Source organism: Rhodococcus sp. NPDC056506 (assembly GCF_042794945.1).
Lineage (GTDB): Bacteria > Actinomycetota > Actinomycetes > Mycobacteriales > Mycobacteriaceae > Rhodococcus_F.
Window position 1 is genome coordinate 1 of sequence record NZ_JBHTSW010000008.1, and the last position, 19,406, is coordinate 19,406.

Genomic DNA, 19,406 nt, shown 5'->3' on the forward strand with positions numbered 1-19,406 from the left:
CCTTTTCAGGTGCGGGCCGGAAGTTTTTTCAGAAGTGTCGGGCTTGCGATCAGTCCTGCTCGATACCGAGGCTGATGCCGCGCGAGGCGAGCCAGGGGAGGGGGTCGATCTTGTTCTCGCCGGCAAGGTGAACCTCGAAGTGAAGGTGCGGGCCGGTGGAGAAGCCGCGGTTGCCGACGGTGGCGATCTGGTCGCCGGCCATGACCTGCTGACCGACGGTGACGGTCGAGGTGTCGATGTGGCCGTAGACGGTGATCGTTCCGTCCGCATGCTGCAGGCGGACCCACATGCCGAATCCGGAAGCCGGGCCCGAATCGATGACCTTGCCGTCGGCGACGGCGACGATGGGAGTCCCGATCGGGGCAGCGATGTCGACGCCCGCGTGCAGGGTGCCCCAGCGGGTGCCGAAGTTGGACGTGAAGGTTCCGACTGCGGGCAGAACGAACAGCGGGCGACGGGCAGCGGCTTCGCGTGCGGCGCGCTCGTCACTGAAACGCTGGCCCTTGGCAAGCAGATTGCTGAACTGGGAGAGATCGGTCGGCGCTGCAACGTTGAGGACCTGGGGAGCGTCGGCCTCGGTGGTGGCTGCCGTGGAGGTGGCCGGCGCGAACTGAGCGGCCTGCGGTTCTGCGGTGGTGCCGATCGCGGAGGACTCGTTGGCGAGTGCAACTTCCGAGTGGTCGGCGGAGGAAGAGGAACCGTCGTTGATGACTGCCTGGCCCGCAGCGACCACTGCGCCGGCTGCAACGGCCAGAACGGCGGCGCGGCCCTTGAGGGCGGAAGGAGGGGTGGGGAGTCGGTGGGCACCGCTGCGGCGAACCGGAGATTCGACATCGACTGTCGGTGCGGAGGAGGAGTAAGTGGGAGCGCTGATCACGTCGGACTCGACGAACTCGTGAGAGTCGGATTCTGACGACGTGGAGGATGAATTTCGAATGAACATATCGGTAGAGATCTCAGAACTTTTAGTCTCGGTGTAACGCCTGGCCGAGTGCGTTGGATAAGTGGTCGTGACCTCGTCATGTGCTGGGTTCGAGAACCTACTAGCGGTGAACTGGCTGCGGTGATGCATATGCCGGTTCTCTCCTCGAGTTCGTGATCAGCCCGTGACTTAGACCGACTGACGGTAACGAAATGATTGCGATGGGCGCAAGCCGTAGCGGAAACCTGTCCGATTATGTGACGTGCCTCACAGGTTGACCTGGGAATATGTCGATTCGGGCAAAACGGACGAATCATCTCGTTTCGTGATCAAGCGTGTCACAACGGGATCACCGGTCCCCACAGGCACTACCGTCGATCGAGTGTCCACAACACCTGGAACTACGTCGCAGGCGCGTTTCGACGATCCCCGAGTGAAGTCGGGGGCGCCCCTCGCGGCGGCAACCGGATTGCTCGGAGCCCTCGCAGTGGCGGCCGGTCCCGTCGTCGGAGTCGGGAGTGGCCGCGGGATCGATACGACGGGGGCTCTTGCTTCTGCAGCTCTCTTCGCCGCTGTCTGCGTGATCATCGTGCCGCTGGTTGCAGTGCTTGCTTCGAGTCGCAGACCCGCTTTTGCCGGTGGACTCCTGGCAGGTATCGGCGCGGTGTCGCTCGGGGCCGCAATTCTGGACGTCCAGTTGTTCGTCGACGCAATCGATGCAAACCGCTTGGACCTTTTCCGTCCGATATCTGCGGGTTCGATCGATGCAGGTCCGGGTGCCTACCTCGCACTCGTCGGCCACGGCCTCCTTGTCGTGTCCGGCGTCCTCGGGCTCATGGTCGTCCATCGTGAATCTGAACGAGACGGATACGGCAGTGCACGCGCCGCAGAATTCGACGGGCGATCGGTTGGCGGGCGGATCGGTGGGTGGCCGACAGCGCTGCTGATTCTGGCCGCGGTGGTGTTCGTGCTCTCCCTGTTCGGTCCTTCCTTCAGTTCGCAGGATCCGATCTTCCTGGTGAAACCACTCGTCGACTCGGCGGCGGCCACCGCTGTCGGTACGGGATTGGTCGGCGTCGCGGTACTCGTGGCGGTCGCGGCGGCATTGACGTCCATCTCGCTGCCGGTTGGCTGCGGCGCGCTGATCGGTGTCGGTCTCGGCGCGCTGGCAGTCAGCGGCACCAGGGTGGTGGCCGGGTTCGCAGCCGGTGATCGGATCGGGGTCGGATCGGGTTCCGTCGTCGGGGCGCTGGCAGCGGTGGTCATCGTCGTCATCGGAGTTTCAGCGCACTATCTGGCGTCCAGCCGCGAAGCTGACGCGATTCCCGCCGCCAGTGAGGTCCGCGCTCCTGCGAAGACGACGAAGGGGGCACTCAAAGCAGCCATGGTGGCTCAGTCCCGGGCAGCGCAAGCGCGGGTGAACAGACTTCACCGCGTTGCCGGAACCGGCGCGGTTGTCACGGCAGTACTGGCGACCCTGGGCGCGGCCCTTCCGGTCCTGTCGTTGCCGGCGGGCATCCCGGAACCGTCGATTCTTTCGTCTCGAGTTGTCCTGCTCGCCGCTGCCGTACTGCTGCTCGCCGCACTGGGTCTCTTCGTTCCGGGCCGCGCCGCCGTAGTGCGTCCGGCCGTCGGAGTGTTGTGGACAACGGTCGTGATGGGAGTCGCCGCGGTCATGCAGTCGGCAGTCATCGCGACGGACGTACCGGGCGTCGGGTTGGGAGCCGGAGCCTTCGTCCTCTGCGGGGCAGCACTCCTCGCTGCGGCGACGGGACTGCTCGTCTGGTTGGCAGGAAGCGCCGAACGTGAGGACGTCGACACGTCGGTAGGCGGCGGTTCGAGAGGGCTGGTACTTCTGGTCGGTGGGATCGGCGGCGTCGCGGTCCTGATCGGAACGGCGCTTCCGCTCTATCAAGGCGACGCGTACAGGGCGGCGTCAGTTCTGGAGTGGCCGTGGGGAATTGACGTCTGGGGACAACTGCTCGTCGGCGTCGCCGTCGTGATCGCCGCGGTGATCGCTGCGTCTGCGCGGCCGACACAGGGCGCAGTACTGCTGATCGGATCTGCCGTGGCAGCTCTGGTGTACGTCAGTGAGTGGCCGCTCACGTCATCGCGCATATCGGACGCAACGGTGGGGGTGGGTGCGATCACAGCAGCCACGGGCATAGTGTTGCTTCTCGTTGCAGCGTTCTCGAGCGCAAGAATCAGTGAGACTGATGCTTGACAAATTCGGTGTGGCCACCTTGCCGAATCGGTGAGGCGTGCCTCATTGGGCAATTGCGCGTGACTTGGGCCACATAGCATCAATGCGGGCGCAAACCGAACGCGGCAACTGGTTAAAGTCCAGAACAGACCCGCTCCTACCCCTCGAGCGGGTGACAACGCAGACGAGACGGTGAGCAGATGGATCTCTTCGAATACCAGGCGAAGGAACTCTTCGCCAAGCACGGAGTGCCGACTTCGGCTGGACGTGTTACAGACACAGTCGCCGGCGCACGCGAGATTGCCGAAGAAATCGGTAAGCCCGTGATGGTGAAGGCACAGGTCAAGGTAGGCGGCCGCGGCAAGGCCGGTGGCGTCAAGTACTCGCCCGACGTGGATGCCGCAGTGGCAAACGCCGAGGCAATCCTGGGCCTGGACATCAAGGGCCATGTCGTCAAGAAGCTGCTGGTCGCAGAGGCAAGTGACATTGCCGAGGAGTACTACATCTCCTTCCTGCTCGACCGCACCAACCGCACCTACCTGGCCATGTGCTCGGTAGAGGGTGGCGTCGAGATCGAGGTCACCGCCGAGGAGAACCCCGACGCTCTCGCCAAGATCCCCGTCGACGCAGTCAAGGGCGTCGACCTCGCGTTCGCGCGCAGCATCGCCGAGGCAGGAAAGCTGCCCGCAGAGGTGCTCGACGCAGCGGCCGTGACGATCCAGAAGCTGTGGGAGGTCTTCATCGGCGAAGACGCGCTCCTCGTCGAGGTCAACCCCCTCGTTCGCACGCCTGACGATCAGATCCTCGCCCTCGACGGCAAGGTCACCCTGGACGAGAACGCAGCGTTCCGTCAGCCCGGCCACGAGGCATTCGAGGATCGCGACGCTACCGATCCCCTCGAGCTCAAGGCCAAGGAGAACGACCTCAACTACGTCAAGCTCGACGGTGAGGTCGGAATCATCGGCAACGGCGCAGGCCTGGTCATGTCCACCCTGGACGTCGTCGCATACGCCGGCGAGAACCACGGTGGCGTCAAGCCCGCCAACTTCCTCGACATCGGCGGCGGAGCTTCCGCTGCAGTCATGGCTGCCGGCCTCGACGTCATCCTCAACGACGCACAGGTCAAGAGCGTGTTCGTCAACGTCTTCGGCGGCATCACCGCGTGTGACGCAGTTGCCAACGGCATCGTCGGCGCACTGAAGACCCTGGGTGACGAGGCCAACAAGCCGCTCGTCGTTCGCCTGGACGGAAACAACGTCGAAGAGGGTCGCCGCATCCTCGCCGAGGCCAACCACCCGCTGGTCACGGTCGTCGCAACCATGGACGAGGCCGCCGACAAGGCCGCCGAACTCGCTCACGCAGCGAAGTAAGGGACTCACAGAACAATGGCAATCTTCCTCACCAAGGATTCAAAGGTCATCGTCCAGGGCATCACCGGCGGCGAGGGCACCAAGCACACCGCTCTGATGCTCAAGGCCGGCACCCAGGTCGTCGGCGGCGTCAACGCACGCAAGGCTGGCACCACGGTCTCGCACGTTGCTGCTGACGGTTCCCCTGTCGAACTCCCCGTCTTCGCGACGGTCGAAGAGGCAATCAAGGAGACCGGCGCAGACGTCTCCATCGCGTTCGTTCCCCCGGCCTTCTCGAAGGACGCCATCGTCGAGGCTATCGACGCCGAGATCCCGCTGCTCGTGGTCATCACCGAGGGCATCCCGGTGCAGGACTCCGCTTACGCTTGGGCGTACAACGAGTCCAAGGGCAAGAAGACCCGCATCATCGGACCGAACTGCCCCGGCATCATCACCCCGGGTGAGGCCCTCGTCGGCATCACGCCCGCCAACATTGCAGGTACCGGCCCCATCGGCCTGGTCTCTAAGTCGGGCACCCTGACCTACCAGATGATGTACGAACTCCGTGACTTCGGCTTCTCCACTGCCATCGGCATCGGCGGCGACCCGGTCATCGGCACCACCCACATCGACGCCATCGAGGCGTTCGAGAAGGATCCCGAGACCAAGGTCATCGTGATGATCGGTGAAATCGGTGGCGACGCGGAAGAGCGTGCAGCCGATTACATCAAGGCCAACGTCACCAAGCCGGTCGTCGGCTACGTGGCAGGCTTCACCGCTCCCGAAGGCAAGACCATGGGCCACGCCGGCGCCATCGTCTCCGGTTCCTCGGGAACGGCTCAGGCCAAGCAGGAAGCTCTCGAAGCTGCAGGCGTGAAGGTCGGCAAGACGCCGTCCGCCACTGCTGCTCTCGCTCGCGAGATCCTTCAGTCCCTGTAAGGGGCTTCGCCCCCGTGCGTGGTTAGGGAGTCTCCGGACTCCTTAACCACGCACAGTGGTATCGACCCACATCGACCCGGCTGGTTCCAACTGCCCGGCACCGGATGTGATGGATGCGACGACCGATTCGAGATCGTCGGCATCACGGGCGGCGAGTGTCATGACCGCCTTCGATCCGTACGTAGTTCCGAGCACCGAGACGCCCCGCGCTCTCAGTTCTGCTTCCACTCGACCGGCCTCTGAGTGCCGGATCGCCAAAGTGCGCAGGATTTTCCGCTCCCTGGCCACAAGCTCGGCCGAATCGAGAGCCACCGAGACCGCTCCCGAATACGCGCGAACCAATCCGCCGGCGCCGAGCTTGATTCCGCCGAAATAGCGCGTGACGACCACAATCACATCGACCAGATCTCGAGACTTGAGAACCTGAAGCATCGGCACCCCCGCAGTGCCACCCGGTTCGCCGTCGTCGTGTGCACGCTCGACGCGCGAGTTCGCGTCGTATCCGATCACGAAAGCCGAACAATGGTGGCGCGCATCGGGATACAGCGACCTCTGCTCCGCGACGAACTCCATGGAGGCTTCGGGGTCGTCGATCCGGCGAAGCGCGGCGATGAATCGTGAATGCTTTACCTCGGTTTCGACGACATGGTCGGCGCCGGGCGCGAGGGTGAAGGGCATCTGCCCATTGTCTCCCGTCGGTGTTAGCGTGCGAAGTCGAGACACATACGCTGGTAACCATCGAAGACCGTCTACGAGGAGAAGTCATGACGTTCACGCCGCAAGGGCCCAACTTCGGGCCACCGAATCAGCCGGCAGCGGGCGGTGGAACCAAGAATCTCGGATTCATCCTGCTCATCGCCGTCGCGGCGCTCGGCCTGATCAACTTCCTACTCGGTTTTGCGCCCTTCACCACGATCAGTGGAAGCAGCAGTGGAATCGGCAGCGATCTGGACACCAGTTCGAGCTTCTTCGAGTCGAGCATCTACGGCCTCGGGTTCATCTTCGCCGGCGGTGTTGTCGCCGGAATCTCGCTGCTCCCGAAGCAGTCGTATGCAGGCATTGCCGCAGCGCTCTCACTCGCGGGTTTCTTCTCTTTGGTGTTCGCAGCGTTCTCGGTCGGTACCAGCGACTACGTAGATATCGGGCTCGGTTGGGGCCTGATCATCGTGCTGATTCTCTCGTTCGTGCAGACCGTCGTCGCAGTTGCGGCGTTGCTGTTCGAGATCGGAATCCTGAAGGCTCCCGCGCCGCGTCCGGTAGCCCAGCAGTACGGTCAGCCGCAGGGCTACGGTCAGCAGCAGGGTCAGCCCCAGGGGCAACAGCCGGGTCAGCCCCAGGGCTACGGACAAGGGCAGTACGGTCAGCCCCAGCAGGCTCAGCAGCAGCCTCAGTACCAGCAGAATCCGCAGTACGGGCAGGCGCAGCAGCAGGGATACGGGGGAGCGCACGCCGCCCCCGCCGACCCGACTGCTTCGCAGCAGCCTTATGGACAGAGCGCATCTCCCTACGGTCAGAACCCGGTGCAGAATCCGACGCAGACCCAGGCCGACTCGTCGTCGTCCGCAACGACGTCGTCTTACTATCCGCTGACCTCGCAGCCCGGTGGCCAGCCGAACCCGAGTTACTCGTCGGACCAGTTCACCGCTCCGCGTGGTTACGGCCAGCCGTACAACCAGCAGCAGACTGGCTCGACCGAGCAGCCGACGGGCTTCGAGCCGCCCACTTTCGAAGCACCGACGCCGCCCGCGGAACCTGAGCAGGGCAGCAGCGATTCTGCGGCCGAGACCAAGGTCTTCGGTTCCCAGAACCCTGACGAGCGTCAGCAGTAGTACTTCTTCGTTTCACGAGCATGAATGTGGCCTCCGACCCGCTGCGGGTGGAGGCCACATTCCGTGAGCCCGACGGCGCGCCTGAGTGCGCGGCGCACTATCGAGTGAAACCCTCGAGGGGATGAGTTCTTTGATTGATGGCACCCGGTCCCGTCCCGCGTCCGCACGACCCGGACGTGGTCGTACTGGCGGCGGCCGCGTCGGCGGCGGTCGCCCGGCACCCAACCCGGACCTGGCACGCAAGTTGCTGACTGTCGCGTTCCGGCCGTCGGGCCTGACGATGCTGCTGATCGCGGCCGTCGTTGTGGTCACCTTGGTATCGGCGAGCAGCGATCTGACCGGAACCTTCGGCGCCATTGCCACTACATGGTTGGTCATCCACCAAGTGCCGGCGACTATCAGCGGCGTCCAACTCGGTGTACTGCCACTGCTTCCGACGGCGGTCATGATGTGGGTGGTCGCACGCCGATGCGCGTCGACTGCGGTGCACACCGACTCCCGTGACGACACCCTCCGCTTGGTGGGGGCCGCGGTAGCCGGACCGTTGACGATCACGGCGATCGCGCTCGCAGTGGTCGCCGACGCTTCCGCGGCGATTCCGCTGTCGAGCCCCAACACGTTGGCTGCTTTCGGCTGGGTCGCCGGGATTCACCTGGTCGCCGCATCCGTCGGTGTTGCTGCAGCGCACTGGGATCGCGTCGTCGCCGAGATTCCGCCGTGGGCGTCCGCCGCTGTCCGCCCGGCAACGGCCGCGTCGGCAGCGCTGTTGGCCGCAGGCGCCGTGGCCGTCGTGGTGTCACTGCTCGTGTCGTGGTCGACGGTCGGTGACCTGCTCGCGCGCGGCAACGGGTTTGTCGGCGTTCTGGGATTGACGGTGTTGTCGCTCCTCTATCTTCCGAACCTCGTCGTCGGCGCTGCCGCGGTGATGACGGGATCGACGGCCGATTTCGGCAACGTCTCCATCAGTGTGTTCGGCAACATCGGCGGAGATCTGCCACCGCTGCCCCTTCTCGGAGCCATTCCGGAAGGCGTCGCCGGCGGAATCTGGCCGATCTTGTTGATCGTTCCGGCGGCGGTGGGGGTGATGCTCGGCCGCGATTGCGCTCGACGCATCGCCGGGCAGGACAGTGTGCTCGCGGTGCTGACGGCAGCTGCCGGTGCCGGCGTCGTCATGGCTCTGCTTGCGCTTGCTGCCGGGGGAGACCTCGGGCAGTTCGGCACCGTCGAGGTCCTGTGGTGGGGCTTCGGTCTTCTGACTTTTGCGTGGCTGGGATTGTTCGGAACCGTCTCGGCGCTGTTCTCGATGTGGTTCTCGCATCGCGGACACATGAAGGACGAGGTTGCGCCGCCGGAGGCTGAACCGGCTCGAACATCCGAGCCAGAACTCGCGATCACGGCCGCGGCCACCCCGGAAGAGGCAGACGAGAACACCGACGAAGTGCTCGCCCAGGAATCTGCGGTAGTTGTCACCAAGGTCGTCGAAGCTGAAATCGTCGAGGAACCAGGCGAACCTGTGCAGGTCGTGACAGAGGAAACCGTCGAGATCGAAGTAGTCGACGCCGAAGTTGTCGCGGCACCCGAGACCGACCCCGCTGCCGGACCCGAGACAGAGTCCGGGCCGGAGACCGACCTGCCCTCGAAGCCGCAGGAGTCCAGCGACTAGGCTGTCATGCGGCCGATACTCCGGCCGCATCATCTTCCAGTTCTCAGGAGTAGTGCGCTGACTGCCTCGGCCGACAATCCGCAGCCGACAATGCCCGACAGGGTCCAATTTCGCGACTCGATCGCGCGGGTAGTCGTACTCGCTTCCGGCGCGGGAACCCTGTTGACCTCGCTGATCGACGCTTCGCATGCCGACGGATACCCGGCCGAGATCGTTGCCGTCGGTGTAGATCGTGACTGCCTCGCCGCCGAGCACGCCGCGGATTCGAAGATTCCGTCCTTCAAAGTGTCGATCAAGGCCTACGAAGATCGCGCCACCTGGGACGACGCGCTGACGGCAGCGGTGGCCGAGCACGACCCCGACCTGGTGGTCAGTGCTGGTTTCATGAAGATCCTCGGCCCCACCTTTCTCGCGCGTTTCGGCGGCCGAATCATCAACACTCATCCCGCGTTGCTGCCTGCCTTCCCCGGCGCGCACGCGGTTCCCGACGCTCTGGCGTACGGCGTGAAGGTCACCGGTTCCACGGTGCATCTCGTCGACGGCGGAGTTGATACCGGGCCGATCTTGGCGCAGGAAGCTGTGCCGGTGCATGACGACGACACCGAGTCGTCGTTGCATGAACGCATCAAAATTGTGGAGCGACGGTTGTTGGCGGACGTCATCGCCGCTGTTGCTACGCGCGGAGTGGTTTCCGATGGACGAAAGGCCGTGATCCCCAGTGAGTGAACGCAAGGCTGTGCGCCGTGCACTTGTCAGCGTCTACGACAAGAGTGGTCTGATCGAGCTGGCCACGGGCCTGCACGAGGCCGGTGTCGAGTTGGTCTCGACCGGTTCGACCGCGTCGAAGATCGCCGACGCCGGAATCCCCGTGACCCCGGTCGAGGCTCTGACCGGATTCCCGGAATGCCTGGAAGGCCGTGTGAAGACGCTGCATCCGCGCGTCCACGCCGGCGTTCTCGCCGATACCCGCAAGCCGGATCACCTCGCTCAGCTCGAGGAACTCGGCATCGCGACTTTCGAATTGGTCGTCGTGAATCTGTACCCCTTCACTGAGACGGTTGCCTCGGGCGCTAGCCCGGACGAGTGCGTCGAGCAGATCGACATCGGCGGACCGTCGATGGTGCGCGCTGCAGCCAAGAACCATCCGTCGGTTGCCGTCGTGGTCGATCCGGCTCGCTACGCCGATGTTCTGACTGCCGTTGCCGGTGGCGGATTCACTCTGCGTGAGCGCACTGTGCTTGCGGCGCAGGCGTTCCAGCACACGGCGTCGTACGACGTCGCTGTTGCGAGCTGGATGACGAGCACGATTGCCGCCGACGAAGACGGTTCGCTGTTCCCGGCCTGGGTCGGTGCCACGTGGAACCGCAGCGCTGTCCTGCGCTACGGCGAGAACCCGCACCAGGACGCCGCGCTGTACGAAAACCCCGCAGCGCCTGCAGGTTTGGCTCAGGCAGAGCAGTTGCACGGCAAGGAGATGTCGTACAACAACTACACGGACTCCGACGCCGCGTGGCGCGCAGCGTACGACTTCACGGATCCGGCAGTGGCAATCATCAAGCACGCCAACCCGTGTGGCATCGCCATCGGCACCGACATCGCCGACGCTCACCGCAAGGCGCATGCGTGCGATCCGGTCAGTGCTTTCGGTGGCGTGATCGCAGCCAACCGTGAGGTCACCGTCGAACTGGCCGAGCAGATCGCCGATATCTTCACCGAGGTCGTCATCGCGCCCTCGTACGAAGACGGAGCTGTCGAGGTTCTGCAGCGTAAGAAGAACATTCGCGTTCTGAAAGCTGCCGCTCCGACCGCTACCGGCATCGAACTGCGTCCGATCTCGGGCGGTACTCTGCTCCAGCAGCGCGACGTCCTCGACGCTGACGGGGACAACCCGGCCAACTGGACTCTCGCCAACGGTGAGGCTGCCGATGCCGAGACCCTCGCAGACCTCGAATTTGCTTGGCGCGCCAGCCGTTCGGTGAAGTCCAATGCGATCCTGCTGGCCTCCGGCGGCGCGTCCGTCGGCGTCGGCATGGGCCAGGTCAACCGCGTCGATGCAGCGCATCTTGCTGTTCAGCGCGCCGGTGACCGCGTCGTAGGTTCGGTTGCGGCCTCGGACGCGTTCTTCCCGTTCCCGGACGGTCTGCAGGTACTGCTCAACGCCGGCGTCAAGGCTGTTGTGCAGCCGGGTGGATCGGTTCGCGACAACGAAGTGATTGCTGCGGCCAAGGAAGCCGGCGTCACTCTCTATCTGACCGGCGCGCGCCACTTCGCGCACTGATTTCTGCTTCGCTGGCGGGCCTCGACTTCCTCTTCGTAGGTTGTCGGGGCCCGTTCTGCTTTCAGGCGGCCCGGTTCTTTCAGGCAGCGCTGCTGTGGGTGCCCTGGAGTTCGCGGGGTGAGCCGGTGATGACGACGCGTGAGGCTCCGCGACTGCGGATCTCGCTGATCAGTGCGCCGAGGGTGGCTTCGTGGGCAGCGTCGGAGTGCGAAAGATCCAGGGTGACGGCGTATCCGGTGAGGTCACCGGGCAGATCGACATACGGCGGCGCGATGGACAGTTGGTTGACTCGAAGTTTCATGTGGTGCTCCTGCGTGTGAAAGGTAAAAGAAAAGGCACCCGAGGCGTTTGCCCTGGGTGCCCGAGAACGAATCCGGTGAAACTGGGGATCATTCTCGGGGTACACCGCGCTTGTTGCCCATGTGCTCGGCCGACATTGCGGCCGAAAAAATGTGCTTGTCTGCGGTGCAGCTGCGCCACGAAAGTACGGATACGACGTTCGGGTGTAGCGACATGATGTCCGTTCCTTTCCGTGTGGCGTTGCTGGTTAATGGATGACCGTACAGCACGGATCGAGGGTTCGCACCAATAAAAAGCGCCGCGAACGTAAACACCGGGTGACTTCTGTCCCCGGATTTGCAGGATTGAAAGAGCCTCTGGTGCAGGTCAGGCGTAGAAAGCGAAAGTCCCTCCGCGATGCTTCGCGGAGGGAACTTTCTACCTGAAAAAAAGGACGTTCGGTCTGTACGTGATCAGGAGAACGAACGGACCCACGCTGTGAAGGGCTCCGAGAACTCTGCCGAGTACGGAAGCGGCGCGACGTAGTCGGCACCGGTGGACTGTTCGTCGCCGATGTCCTTGAGTACGAAGTTGGCGTTGCGCATCCGCACGGAAGTCAGCGCTGTATGTGAGAGCGCGGCATCCAGTGCTGCGACATCGGCGGGAATGACTTGGATGTCCTTGTCCGAGCAGCTCGTGAGAACCGGCATGCCCGCCGGTAGAGCCGCCACGAGCGCAACCGGGTCTAATGCGTCTTCCTCGGCGAGTGCCTTGGCGTTGGCGTGTACGAGTCCCGCATTCTGCAGCGGCTCGGGCAGGTCATCCGGAACAGTGCCCTCGGATCGCAGCGACTCGACGGCGTCGGCGAGCGCGACGCGCAGTTCGTCAGCCAGTTCGACCGGCAACTGACCGGCGCCGACGACGGCGTCGAGCTGGCGGTGAATCTGCGTCGTGAGTAGATCGAGAAGCCTGACGCTCAGTGGCTCGAGGAGTGCGAGGGCGCTGACTCTGGTGCCCTCCTTCGCAGTGGCGAGAGCCAGTGCGACGACGGCACCGTCGCTGTGTCCGACCACGAACAACCGCTCGGGATCGACACCGGGTTGCCCGGCGAGGTAGTCCAGTCCGTCGGAGGCGGCGTCGACAAAAGTGTTGAAGCCGAGATCGGCGATGTCTTCGATCTCGTAGTCGCCGAGTGCGGTTTCGCCGCTGCCGAGCTTGTCGTAGCGCAGACTTGAAATGCCCTGATTCTCAAGGAGATCCGCGATGAAGCGGAGGGTCCCGATGTCACCTTCGAGGAGCGCGCTGTCGCCGTTGCGATCGGTGGGGCCGCTGCCGGCCAGAATCAGCGCGGCCGGGGCAGGGGCGTCGGGTGAGGCGGCCAGGCGAAGACTCCCGTACAGGGTGACGTCGCCGGATTGGAACGAGATCTCGGTGTCGGACATGACGACTTGTCTACCAGGTCCGCACGTTCAGGCGGTGCGCAGACTCCGTACACGGCGCCAGCCGCGCCAACTGAACCACAAGAGTGCGGCGAGCAGCGGAATGATCAGGAACGGCAAGATCATCGCGATCAACGAGGTGAAGAAAGTCAGTACGTCCTCGATGACGGAAACGACAGGATTTGCCAGCCCACCGGTAGTGGCCGTACTGACCGCGCGAGTTCCGGTCTGGGCGGCGCTGAACGTCAAAGCCGTCGGTGCGCCGACGATGATGCCCGCGAGCGCGGCTATCGCAGGATCGAGATGGCTGAAAGCCGCCCAGGCAGCGATCACTCCGGCGATGGGTCCGGTGACGTTCCCGATCACCGACAACGCGTTGTCCACGAAGGGAATGAGGTCGGCACCCAGTTCGACCACTGCGGCGATCGCCAATGCCACCAGTGCGCCGGTGGATCCGATCCACCGCATCGACTCACCGACGGTGACCCCGAACAGTTCGAAATGCACCGCAGCGCTCAGCATCAACAGCGGTAGGAAGGTTCGCATTCCGGACGCTGCGGCGAGTCCGAGGCCGAGCATGGCGGGCAACACCCAGGTATCCATGGGTGGAGTTTAGGTCTACTGTGCGCCTTTATTAACCGCCGGCGGTTAATAAAGGCGCACAGCAAAGTCTCGGAAAGGACCTTCCATGGCGACAAACCCGCAGCCGATGTTCTTCCTCAACCTGCCCGTCAGGGACCTGGGCAAGGCCACCACCTTCTACGAGGCCCTCGGATACTCCAAGAACACGCAGTTCTCCGACGAGAACGCGTCGTCGATGGTCATCAGTGACACCATCGTCGTGATGCTGTTGGCCGAGCCCTTCTTCAAGACCTTCACCACCAAGGGCATCGCCGACACCTCGACGTCGACGGAAGCGCTGCTCGGACTCTCGGCCGAGACCCGTGAGGCCGTCGACACCATCGTCGACAAGGCACTCGCGAGCGGCGGTTCCGAAGGAAACGCGACGCAGGATCACGGCTTCATGTACAGCCGCAGCTTCCAGGATCCCGACGGCCACATCTGGGAAATCATCTGGATGAATCCCGAGAACATCGAGGGCTGAGCGACCGAACTTCCTCGGCGAGAGGCGAAACCCCGCAAACACTCGTAGCGTGGAGTGGTGACTGTCGCAAAAACCCTCGGAGAGCTACGCGCCTCCGGACACGTACAGCGAAGTGTCAAGGAAGAACTACGAGAGAATCTTCTCGCCGCGTTGCGGGACGGCCGTGACCCCTGGCCCGGGATAGTCGGGTTCGAGGACACGGTCGCTCCACAACTCGAGCGGGCACTGATCGCCGGCCACGACGTGGTTCTGCTCGGCGAAAGAGGTCAGGGAAAGACGAGGTTGCTTCGCACTCTCGGGCTCCTGCTCGACGAGTGGACGCCCGTCATCGAAGGCTCGGAACTGGGGGAGCACCCGTACGAGCCGATCACCCCGGCTTCGATACGTCGAGCCAAGGAACTGGGCGACGACCTCCCGATCGCCTGGCGCCACCGCAGCGAGCGGTACTCCGAGAAGTTGGCGACGCCGGATACCTCGGTCGCCGACCTGATCGGCGACGTCGATCCGGTCAAGGTTGCCGAGGGTCGGAGCCTCGGCGATCCGGAGACCATTCACTTCGGTTTGGTGCCCCGCGCGCATCGCGGAATCGTGGCCATCAACGAGCTTCCCGACCTGGCTGAGCGCATCCAGGTCTCGCTGCTCAACGTGATGGAGGAGCGGGACATCCAGGTCCGCGGATACACGCTTCGGCTTCCGTTGGACGTCCTGCTGGTCGCGAGCGCGAACCCCGAGGACTACACCAACCGTGGACGCATCATCACACCGCTCAAGGACCGCTTCGGCGCCGAGATCCGCACTCACTATCCGGTCGAACTGGAGGGCGAGATCGCGGTGATCGAGCAGGAAGCGCATCTGGCTGCCGAGGTGCCCGACTACCTCCTCGAAATTCTTGCCAGATTCACACGCCTGCTTCGTGAATCCACCTCGGTGGACCAGCGATCGGGTGTGTCGGCACGATTTGCCGTCGCCGGCGCAGAAACCGTCAGTGCAGCCGCGGTACGACGCGCGGCGGTGCTAGGTGAAGCTGATCCTGTTGCACGGCCCGTCGATCTCGAGTCCGTGGTCGAGGTTCTTCGCGGCAAGGTCGAGTTCGAATCCGGTGAAGAGGGACGGGAACTGGAGGTGCTCGAGCACCTGCTGCGTCGCGCGACGGCCGATACGGTTCGGGTACGTCTCGGCGGGATCGACCTGGGGATGCTGGTTGCTGCGGTGGAGATGGGCAACACGATCGTCACCGGTGAATCTGTCACGGCCAAGGCGTTTCTCGACGAACTTCCGGACCTCGAAGTACTGGACGAAGTAGCCGAGCGTCTCGGCGCGCAATCCGACGGTGAGCGTGCCGCCGGTGCCGAACTTGCCCTCGAGGGGCTTTACCTCGCGCGCCGGATCTCCAAAGATCAAGGCCCGGGCGGCCGCTCGGTGTATTCGTAAGGGGCAGTGATGATTCACAATCCGCGGTACGGGCCGTATGATGGCGGTCCCGATCCGCTGGCGCCTCCGGTAGATCTGCGCGATGCCTTGGCAGCAATCGGCGACGACGTGTTGTCAGGCACGTCGCCGCGCCATGCCCTGCGGGAGCTGCTGCGGCGAGGTAATCGTGACATGCGCGGGCTCGACGACCTTGCCGCCCAGGCGAACCGGCGTCGACGTGAGTTGCTGCGCCGCAACAACCTCGACGGAACTCTCGACGAGGTGCGTAAGCTTCTCGACAAGGCGGTGCTCGAAGAGCGCAAGGAACTGGCACGTGCTCTCGACGACGACGCACGGTTCAACGAAATGCGGATCGAGGAGTTACCGCCGTCGACAGCTCAGGCCGTGCAAGATCTGGCCGACTACAACTGGCGCAGCGAACAGGCTCGCGCGGATTACGAGAAGATTCGTGATCTGCTCGGGAGGGAGGTCCTCGATCAACGCTTCTCGGGAATGAAGCAGGCACTCGAGGGCGCCACCGACGAGGATCGTGAGCAGATACGCCAGATGCTGGCTGATCTGAATCAACTGCTCGACGCGCACTCTCGCGGCGTCGACACTCCGGAGCAGTTCGCGGAGTTCATGGACAAGCACGGGCAGTATTTCCCGGACAACCCGCGCAACGTCGAGGAACTTCTGGATTCGTTGGCGCAGCGCGCGGCGGCTGCACAACGACTGCGGAACTCGCTCTCGCAGGAGCAGCGTGACGAGTTGGATGCGTTGGCGCAGCAGGCGTTTGGTGATCCGAGCCTGATGAGTGAACTGGGGCAACTCGACCAGTTCCTTCAGGCGGCTCGGCCGGGTGAGGACTGGGAAGGTTCACAACAGTTCCGCGGCGACAACGGAATGGGTTTGGGTGAGGGGACCGGTGCACTGCAGGACATTGCCGAGCTGGAATCGTTGGCGGACCAACTGTCGCAGCAGTACGCAGGCGCAGCGCTCGACGACATCGACCCCGAACTGCTCGCGCGGCAACTCGGCGACGAAGCCGCCGCTGACGCCCGCACCCTCGCCGACCTCGAAAAGGCTTTGCAGGAACAGGGTTTCTTCGATCGTGCACCGGACGGTCAATGGCGCCTGTCGCCCAAAGCCATGCGGCAGCTCGGACAGACTGCTCTACGCGATGTCGCCGGGCAACTGTCGTCACGAACCGGTCAACGCGACACGCGTCGGGCCGGTGCGATGGGTGAACCGACCGGAGCTTCCCGCGAATGGGAATTCGGGGACACGGAACCGTGGGACGTCACGAGAACGATCACCAACGCCGTCCTGCGTGACCCGGGCCGAATGCCGGTGCGGCTGAGCGTCGTCGATGTCGAAGTGGCCGAAACCGAACAGCGCAGTCAGGCTGCCGTGGCTCTGCTGGTGGACACGTCGTTCTCGATGGTCATGGAGGATCGCTGGGTTCCGATGAAGCGCACCGCTCTGGCGCTCAATCACCTGGTGAGTACGCGATTTCGTAGCGACGAGCTGCAGTTGATCGCCTTCGGACGCCACGCGCACGTACTGACTCCGTCTGAGCTCGCCGGTTTGGACGGCGCGTGGGACCAGGGAACCAACCTGCATCATGCACTTTTGTTGGCGGCCAGACACCTTCGACGCCATTCCAATGCGCAGCCGGTGGTACTGATCGTCACCGACGGTGAACCGACGGCTCATCTCGAAGCGGACGGAGAAGCCAGGTTCGACTACCCGCCGAGTGCACGAACCCTCGGTTTGACGGTTCGCGCACTCGACGCGGTGGCCAGGCTGGGCGCCAAGGTCACGTTCTTCCGGCTCGGTGACGATCCAGGCCTGGCCAGGGTGGTCGACCGGATGGCGCACCGTGTGGGTGGACGCGTCATCGCGCCGGACCTGGACGGCCTCGGCGCCGCCGTGGTGAGTGACTACATGCGAGGTCGACGTTAGTTCTGTTCAGCGGGCTGGTGCTGGGTGATGCAGTGGATGCCGCCGCCACGTTCGAACAGCGGCCTCGCGTCGACAGTGACGACGGTGCGCCCGGGGTAAGCGGCTGACAGGATCCGGGCCGCTTCGGCATCGGCAGGATCGTCGAAGCTGCAGGCGATCACTCCGCGATTCACCACGAGATGGTTGATGTAGCTGTAGTCGACGAATCCCTCGTCGTCGCGCAGGATCTCGGGCGCAGGTACCCGGATGACCTTCCACGGCCGTCCGCCGACGTCGGTCGAGCGTTCGAACAACTCGATGATCGTCTTGCTGACGGCGTAGTCGGGGTGCACCGGATTGCGTTGGTCATGGACGAGTACCACTCCGGGGGAAGAGATTGCCGCGACGATGTCGACGTGTCCGCGCGTTCCGTAGGTCTCCTGATCGCGGGTCAATCCGCGGGGAAGCCAGATAACATGCTTGGCTCCGATGGTGCGGGCGAGTTCGGCCTCGATGTCCGCCTTCGTCAGTTCGGGGTTTCGTCCCGGATCGAGTTGCACGGTTTCGGTGACCAGCACAGTGCCGAGGCCGTCGACCTGAATGCCGCCGCCCTCGTTGACGATTGGTGAGTCGATCAATTGGGCCCCGGACTGCTCGACGACAAATCTGCCGATCTTCGAGTCTTTGTCCCACTGCGCCCAATCCTGTGCGCCCCACCCGTTGAACACCCAGTCGACTCCGCCGAGGCGGCCCTCGTCGGATAGAACGAACGTCGGCCCGATGTCGCGCATCCATGCGTCGTCGAGAGGCGCCTCGACGATGTCTACCTTCTCGGACAGGTACTTTCGCGCTTCTTCGACCTCGGCGGGATCGACGACGACGGTGACCGGCTCGAATTCGGCGACGGCGTGTGCAACTGCAGCCCACGTCGAGCGAGCTTCGTGTTGTTCTTCCGCGGTGTCCCCGAGGGAGTATCCGGCGCTGGGGTAGGCCATCCAGGTACGTTCGTGCGGTTCGCTCTCCGCGGGCATGCGCCAGGTCATCGCTTGGCTCCCGCAGTGTTCACCGGTGCGGTCAGAGTCGAGTAGGTGTCCGGACGACGCGTTGCCAGGAATGGGAACAGTGCCAGCCAGTCTTCACGGTGCTGCAGGTCGAGATCGGCGACCAGCACGGCTGATTCGTCGCGGGGAGCCTGAACGAGGATGCGTCCGTACGGGTCCGAGATGAAGGAGGAACCGTAGAAGGTGATGAGGCCTTCACTGCCGTGGCGATTGGGGACAACCATGAACGTGCCGTTCGCGATCCCGTTTCCGACGATCACCTGCTGCCACAGTGGCTGGGTGTCGAAGTTCGGGTGATCAGGCTCCGAACCGATCGCCGTCGGGTACACCAGAACCTGTGCACCGGCGAGGGAGTACGCACGAGCGACCTCGGGAAACCACTCGTCCCAGCACGTCGGGAGTCCGAACTTGGCGCCGAGCGCCTCGTGAACGGGGTATGGGTCCTCGGCCGGACCGCCTCGGAAGTAGGTGTCCTCGTAGTACCCGGCCGTCACCGGAATGTGGAGCTTGCGGGTACGAGCGAGAAGCTCCCCGCCGGGGGAGACGAGGATCGCGGTGTTGAACCCCAGGCCGTCCTCGGCTTCGCTGCGCTCGTACAGCGATGCATGAACGAGGACCTGGTTCTCGGCGGCGGCCTTGGCAGCGAAGGTGAGGGTGGGTCCGGTGAGCAGGTCTTCGGCTTCGCGTCCGGGATTGTCGCCGGCCGGGGTGGAGGCGGGGTAGCGGCTGAGCGTCAACTCCGGAAGGAACACCACCGCCGCTCCCAGCTTCGCTGTGGCTGCGATGCCCCCACTGAGTTCGGCGCGGAGGTCGTTCTGATCCTCGTGCCAGCGATGTTGGACGAGACCTACTCGCAGTGGGGCAGACGTGGACGGCGAAGTCGCGGCGAGAGACTCAGGCGGCGTGAGGGCGGTGATCGTCAGCATGGGGTTTCCTCGGTGCTCGGGTATTCGACGTTCAACGTAAAACGAATATGATTCGT

At 64.1% G+C, this 19,406-nt stretch carries 17 protein-coding genes; 10 read left to right on the plus strand and 7 right to left on the minus strand.

The features are described 5' to 3' along the window. Positions 1 to 49: 49 nt before the first annotated feature. Positions 50 to 1,072 (minus strand): M23 family metallopeptidase, encoded by a 1,023-nt coding sequence (locus ACFQ6H_RS09805; RefSeq protein ID WP_378632056.1) that lies wholly within the window; start codon positions 1,070 to 1,072, stop codon positions 50 to 52. A 232-nt stretch (positions 1,073 to 1,304) separates the two neighbouring features. Here ACFQ6H_RS09805 and ACFQ6H_RS09810 point away from each other — a divergent pair, with 232 nt between their 5' ends. The 3 genes from ACFQ6H_RS09810 to sucD all read left to right on the plus strand — a co-directional run bounded on the left by ACFQ6H_RS09810 (position 1,305) and on the right by sucD (position 5,413). Beyond that, positions 1,305 to 3,146: a hypothetical protein gene (locus ACFQ6H_RS09810; protein ID WP_378645814.1), complete on the plus strand. Its 1,842-nt coding sequence runs from the start codon at positions 1,305 to 1,307 to the stop codon at positions 3,144 to 3,146. 179 nt (positions 3,147 to 3,325) lie between these two features. Continuing rightward, a complete protein-coding gene (sucC, locus tag ACFQ6H_RS09815; RefSeq protein WP_003946426.1) occupies positions 3,326 to 4,495 on the plus strand; it encodes an ADP-forming succinate--CoA ligase subunit beta in 1,170 nt (389 codons plus the stop codon). A gap of 15 nt (positions 4,496 to 4,510) precedes the next feature. After that, the gene (sucD, locus tag ACFQ6H_RS09820) at positions 4,511 to 5,413 is read left to right on the plus strand and encodes a succinate--CoA ligase subunit alpha (RefSeq protein ID WP_003946432.1); all 903 of its coding nucleotides are present in this window, start codon (positions 4,511 to 4,513) and stop codon (positions 5,411 to 5,413) included. 42 nt (positions 5,414 to 5,455) lie between these two features. Here the strand turns inward: sucD and ACFQ6H_RS09825 are convergent, their stop codons facing one another. Next, positions 5,456 to 6,091, minus strand: coding sequence for an IMPACT family protein (locus ACFQ6H_RS09825; protein WP_378645817.1), 636 nt, complete (start codon positions 6,089 to 6,091; stop codon positions 5,456 to 5,458). An 86-nt stretch (positions 6,092 to 6,177) separates the two neighbouring features. Between ACFQ6H_RS09825 and ACFQ6H_RS09830 the strand changes: the two genes are divergently transcribed. From ACFQ6H_RS09830 to purH, 4 genes are all read left to right on the plus strand, one after another. Then, positions 6,178 to 7,242: a DUF5336 domain-containing protein gene (locus ACFQ6H_RS09830; protein WP_378645820.1), complete on the plus strand. Its 1,065-nt coding sequence runs from the start codon at positions 6,178 to 6,180 to the stop codon at positions 7,240 to 7,242. A 121-nt stretch (positions 7,243 to 7,363) separates the two neighbouring features. Then, positions 7,364 to 8,905: a DUF6350 family protein gene (locus ACFQ6H_RS09835; protein WP_378645823.1), complete on the plus strand. Its 1,542-nt coding sequence runs from the start codon at positions 7,364 to 7,366 to the stop codon at positions 8,903 to 8,905. Positions 8,906 to 8,911: 6 nt separating this feature from the next. Next, positions 8,912 to 9,631 (plus strand): phosphoribosylglycinamide formyltransferase, encoded by a 720-nt coding sequence (purN, locus tag ACFQ6H_RS09840; protein ID WP_378532610.1) that lies wholly within the window; start codon positions 8,912 to 8,914, stop codon positions 9,629 to 9,631. Then, complete coding sequence (purH, locus tag ACFQ6H_RS09845; RefSeq protein ID WP_003946407.1) at positions 9,624 to 11,183, plus strand: bifunctional phosphoribosylaminoimidazolecarboxamide formyltransferase/IMP cyclohydrolase; 1,560 nt, start codon at positions 9,624 to 9,626, stop codon at positions 11,181 to 11,183. The genes purN and purH overlap by 8 nt, the downstream gene beginning before the upstream one ends. 79 nt (positions 11,184 to 11,262) lie before the next feature. Here purH and ACFQ6H_RS09850 read toward each other — a convergent pair whose 3' ends face one another. The 3 genes from ACFQ6H_RS09850 to ACFQ6H_RS09860 form a co-directional block, all read right to left on the minus strand. After that, positions 11,263 to 11,484, minus strand: a complete 222-nt coding sequence (locus tag ACFQ6H_RS09850; RefSeq protein WP_003946391.1) for a hypothetical protein — start codon at positions 11,482 to 11,484, stop codon at positions 11,263 to 11,265. Between the two features lie 451 nt (positions 11,485 to 11,935). Beyond that, entirely contained in the window at positions 11,936 to 12,904 is a 969-nt protein-coding gene (locus tag ACFQ6H_RS09855) for an alpha/beta fold hydrolase (protein ID WP_317827313.1), read from the minus strand. Positions 12,905 to 12,931: 27 nt separating this feature from the next. Further along, complete coding sequence (locus tag ACFQ6H_RS09860; RefSeq protein WP_378645826.1) at positions 12,932 to 13,504, minus strand: DUF4126 domain-containing protein; 573 nt, start codon at positions 13,502 to 13,504, stop codon at positions 12,932 to 12,934. An 85-nt stretch (positions 13,505 to 13,589) separates the two neighbouring features. On the opposite strand from ACFQ6H_RS09860, the gene ACFQ6H_RS09865 reads away from it, so the two are divergent. From ACFQ6H_RS09865 to ACFQ6H_RS09875, 3 genes are read left to right on the plus strand one after another with little or no spacing between them, the layout of a single operon-like run. Next, positions 13,590 to 14,006, plus strand: a complete 417-nt coding sequence (locus ACFQ6H_RS09865; protein ID WP_378645829.1) for a VOC family protein — start codon at positions 13,590 to 13,592, stop codon at positions 14,004 to 14,006. A gap of 54 nt (positions 14,007 to 14,060) precedes the next feature. Continuing rightward, positions 14,061 to 15,437: an ATP-binding protein gene (locus ACFQ6H_RS09870; protein ID WP_378446415.1), complete on the plus strand. Its 1,377-nt coding sequence runs from the start codon at positions 14,061 to 14,063 to the stop codon at positions 15,435 to 15,437. Between the two features lie 9 nt (positions 15,438 to 15,446). After that, complete coding sequence (locus ACFQ6H_RS09875) at positions 15,447 to 17,384, plus strand: VWA domain-containing protein (protein WP_378645832.1); 1,938 nt, start codon at positions 15,447 to 15,449, stop codon at positions 17,382 to 17,384. Here ACFQ6H_RS09875 and ACFQ6H_RS09880 read toward each other — a convergent pair. Both ACFQ6H_RS09880 and ACFQ6H_RS09885 read right to left on the minus strand, forming a co-directional pair. Next, positions 17,381 to 18,406: an agmatine/peptidylarginine deiminase gene (locus ACFQ6H_RS09880; RefSeq protein WP_378543544.1), complete on the minus strand. Its 1,026-nt coding sequence runs from the start codon at positions 18,404 to 18,406 to the stop codon at positions 17,381 to 17,383. The genes ACFQ6H_RS09875 and ACFQ6H_RS09880 overlap by 4 nt on opposite strands. Then, a complete protein-coding gene (locus ACFQ6H_RS09885; protein ID WP_378645835.1) occupies positions 18,403 to 19,350 on the minus strand; it encodes a nitrilase-related carbon-nitrogen hydrolase in 948 nt (315 codons plus the stop codon). Before ACFQ6H_RS09885 ends, ACFQ6H_RS09880 begins: the two co-directional genes overlap by 4 nt. Positions 19,351 to 19,406 lie beyond the last annotated feature (56 nt).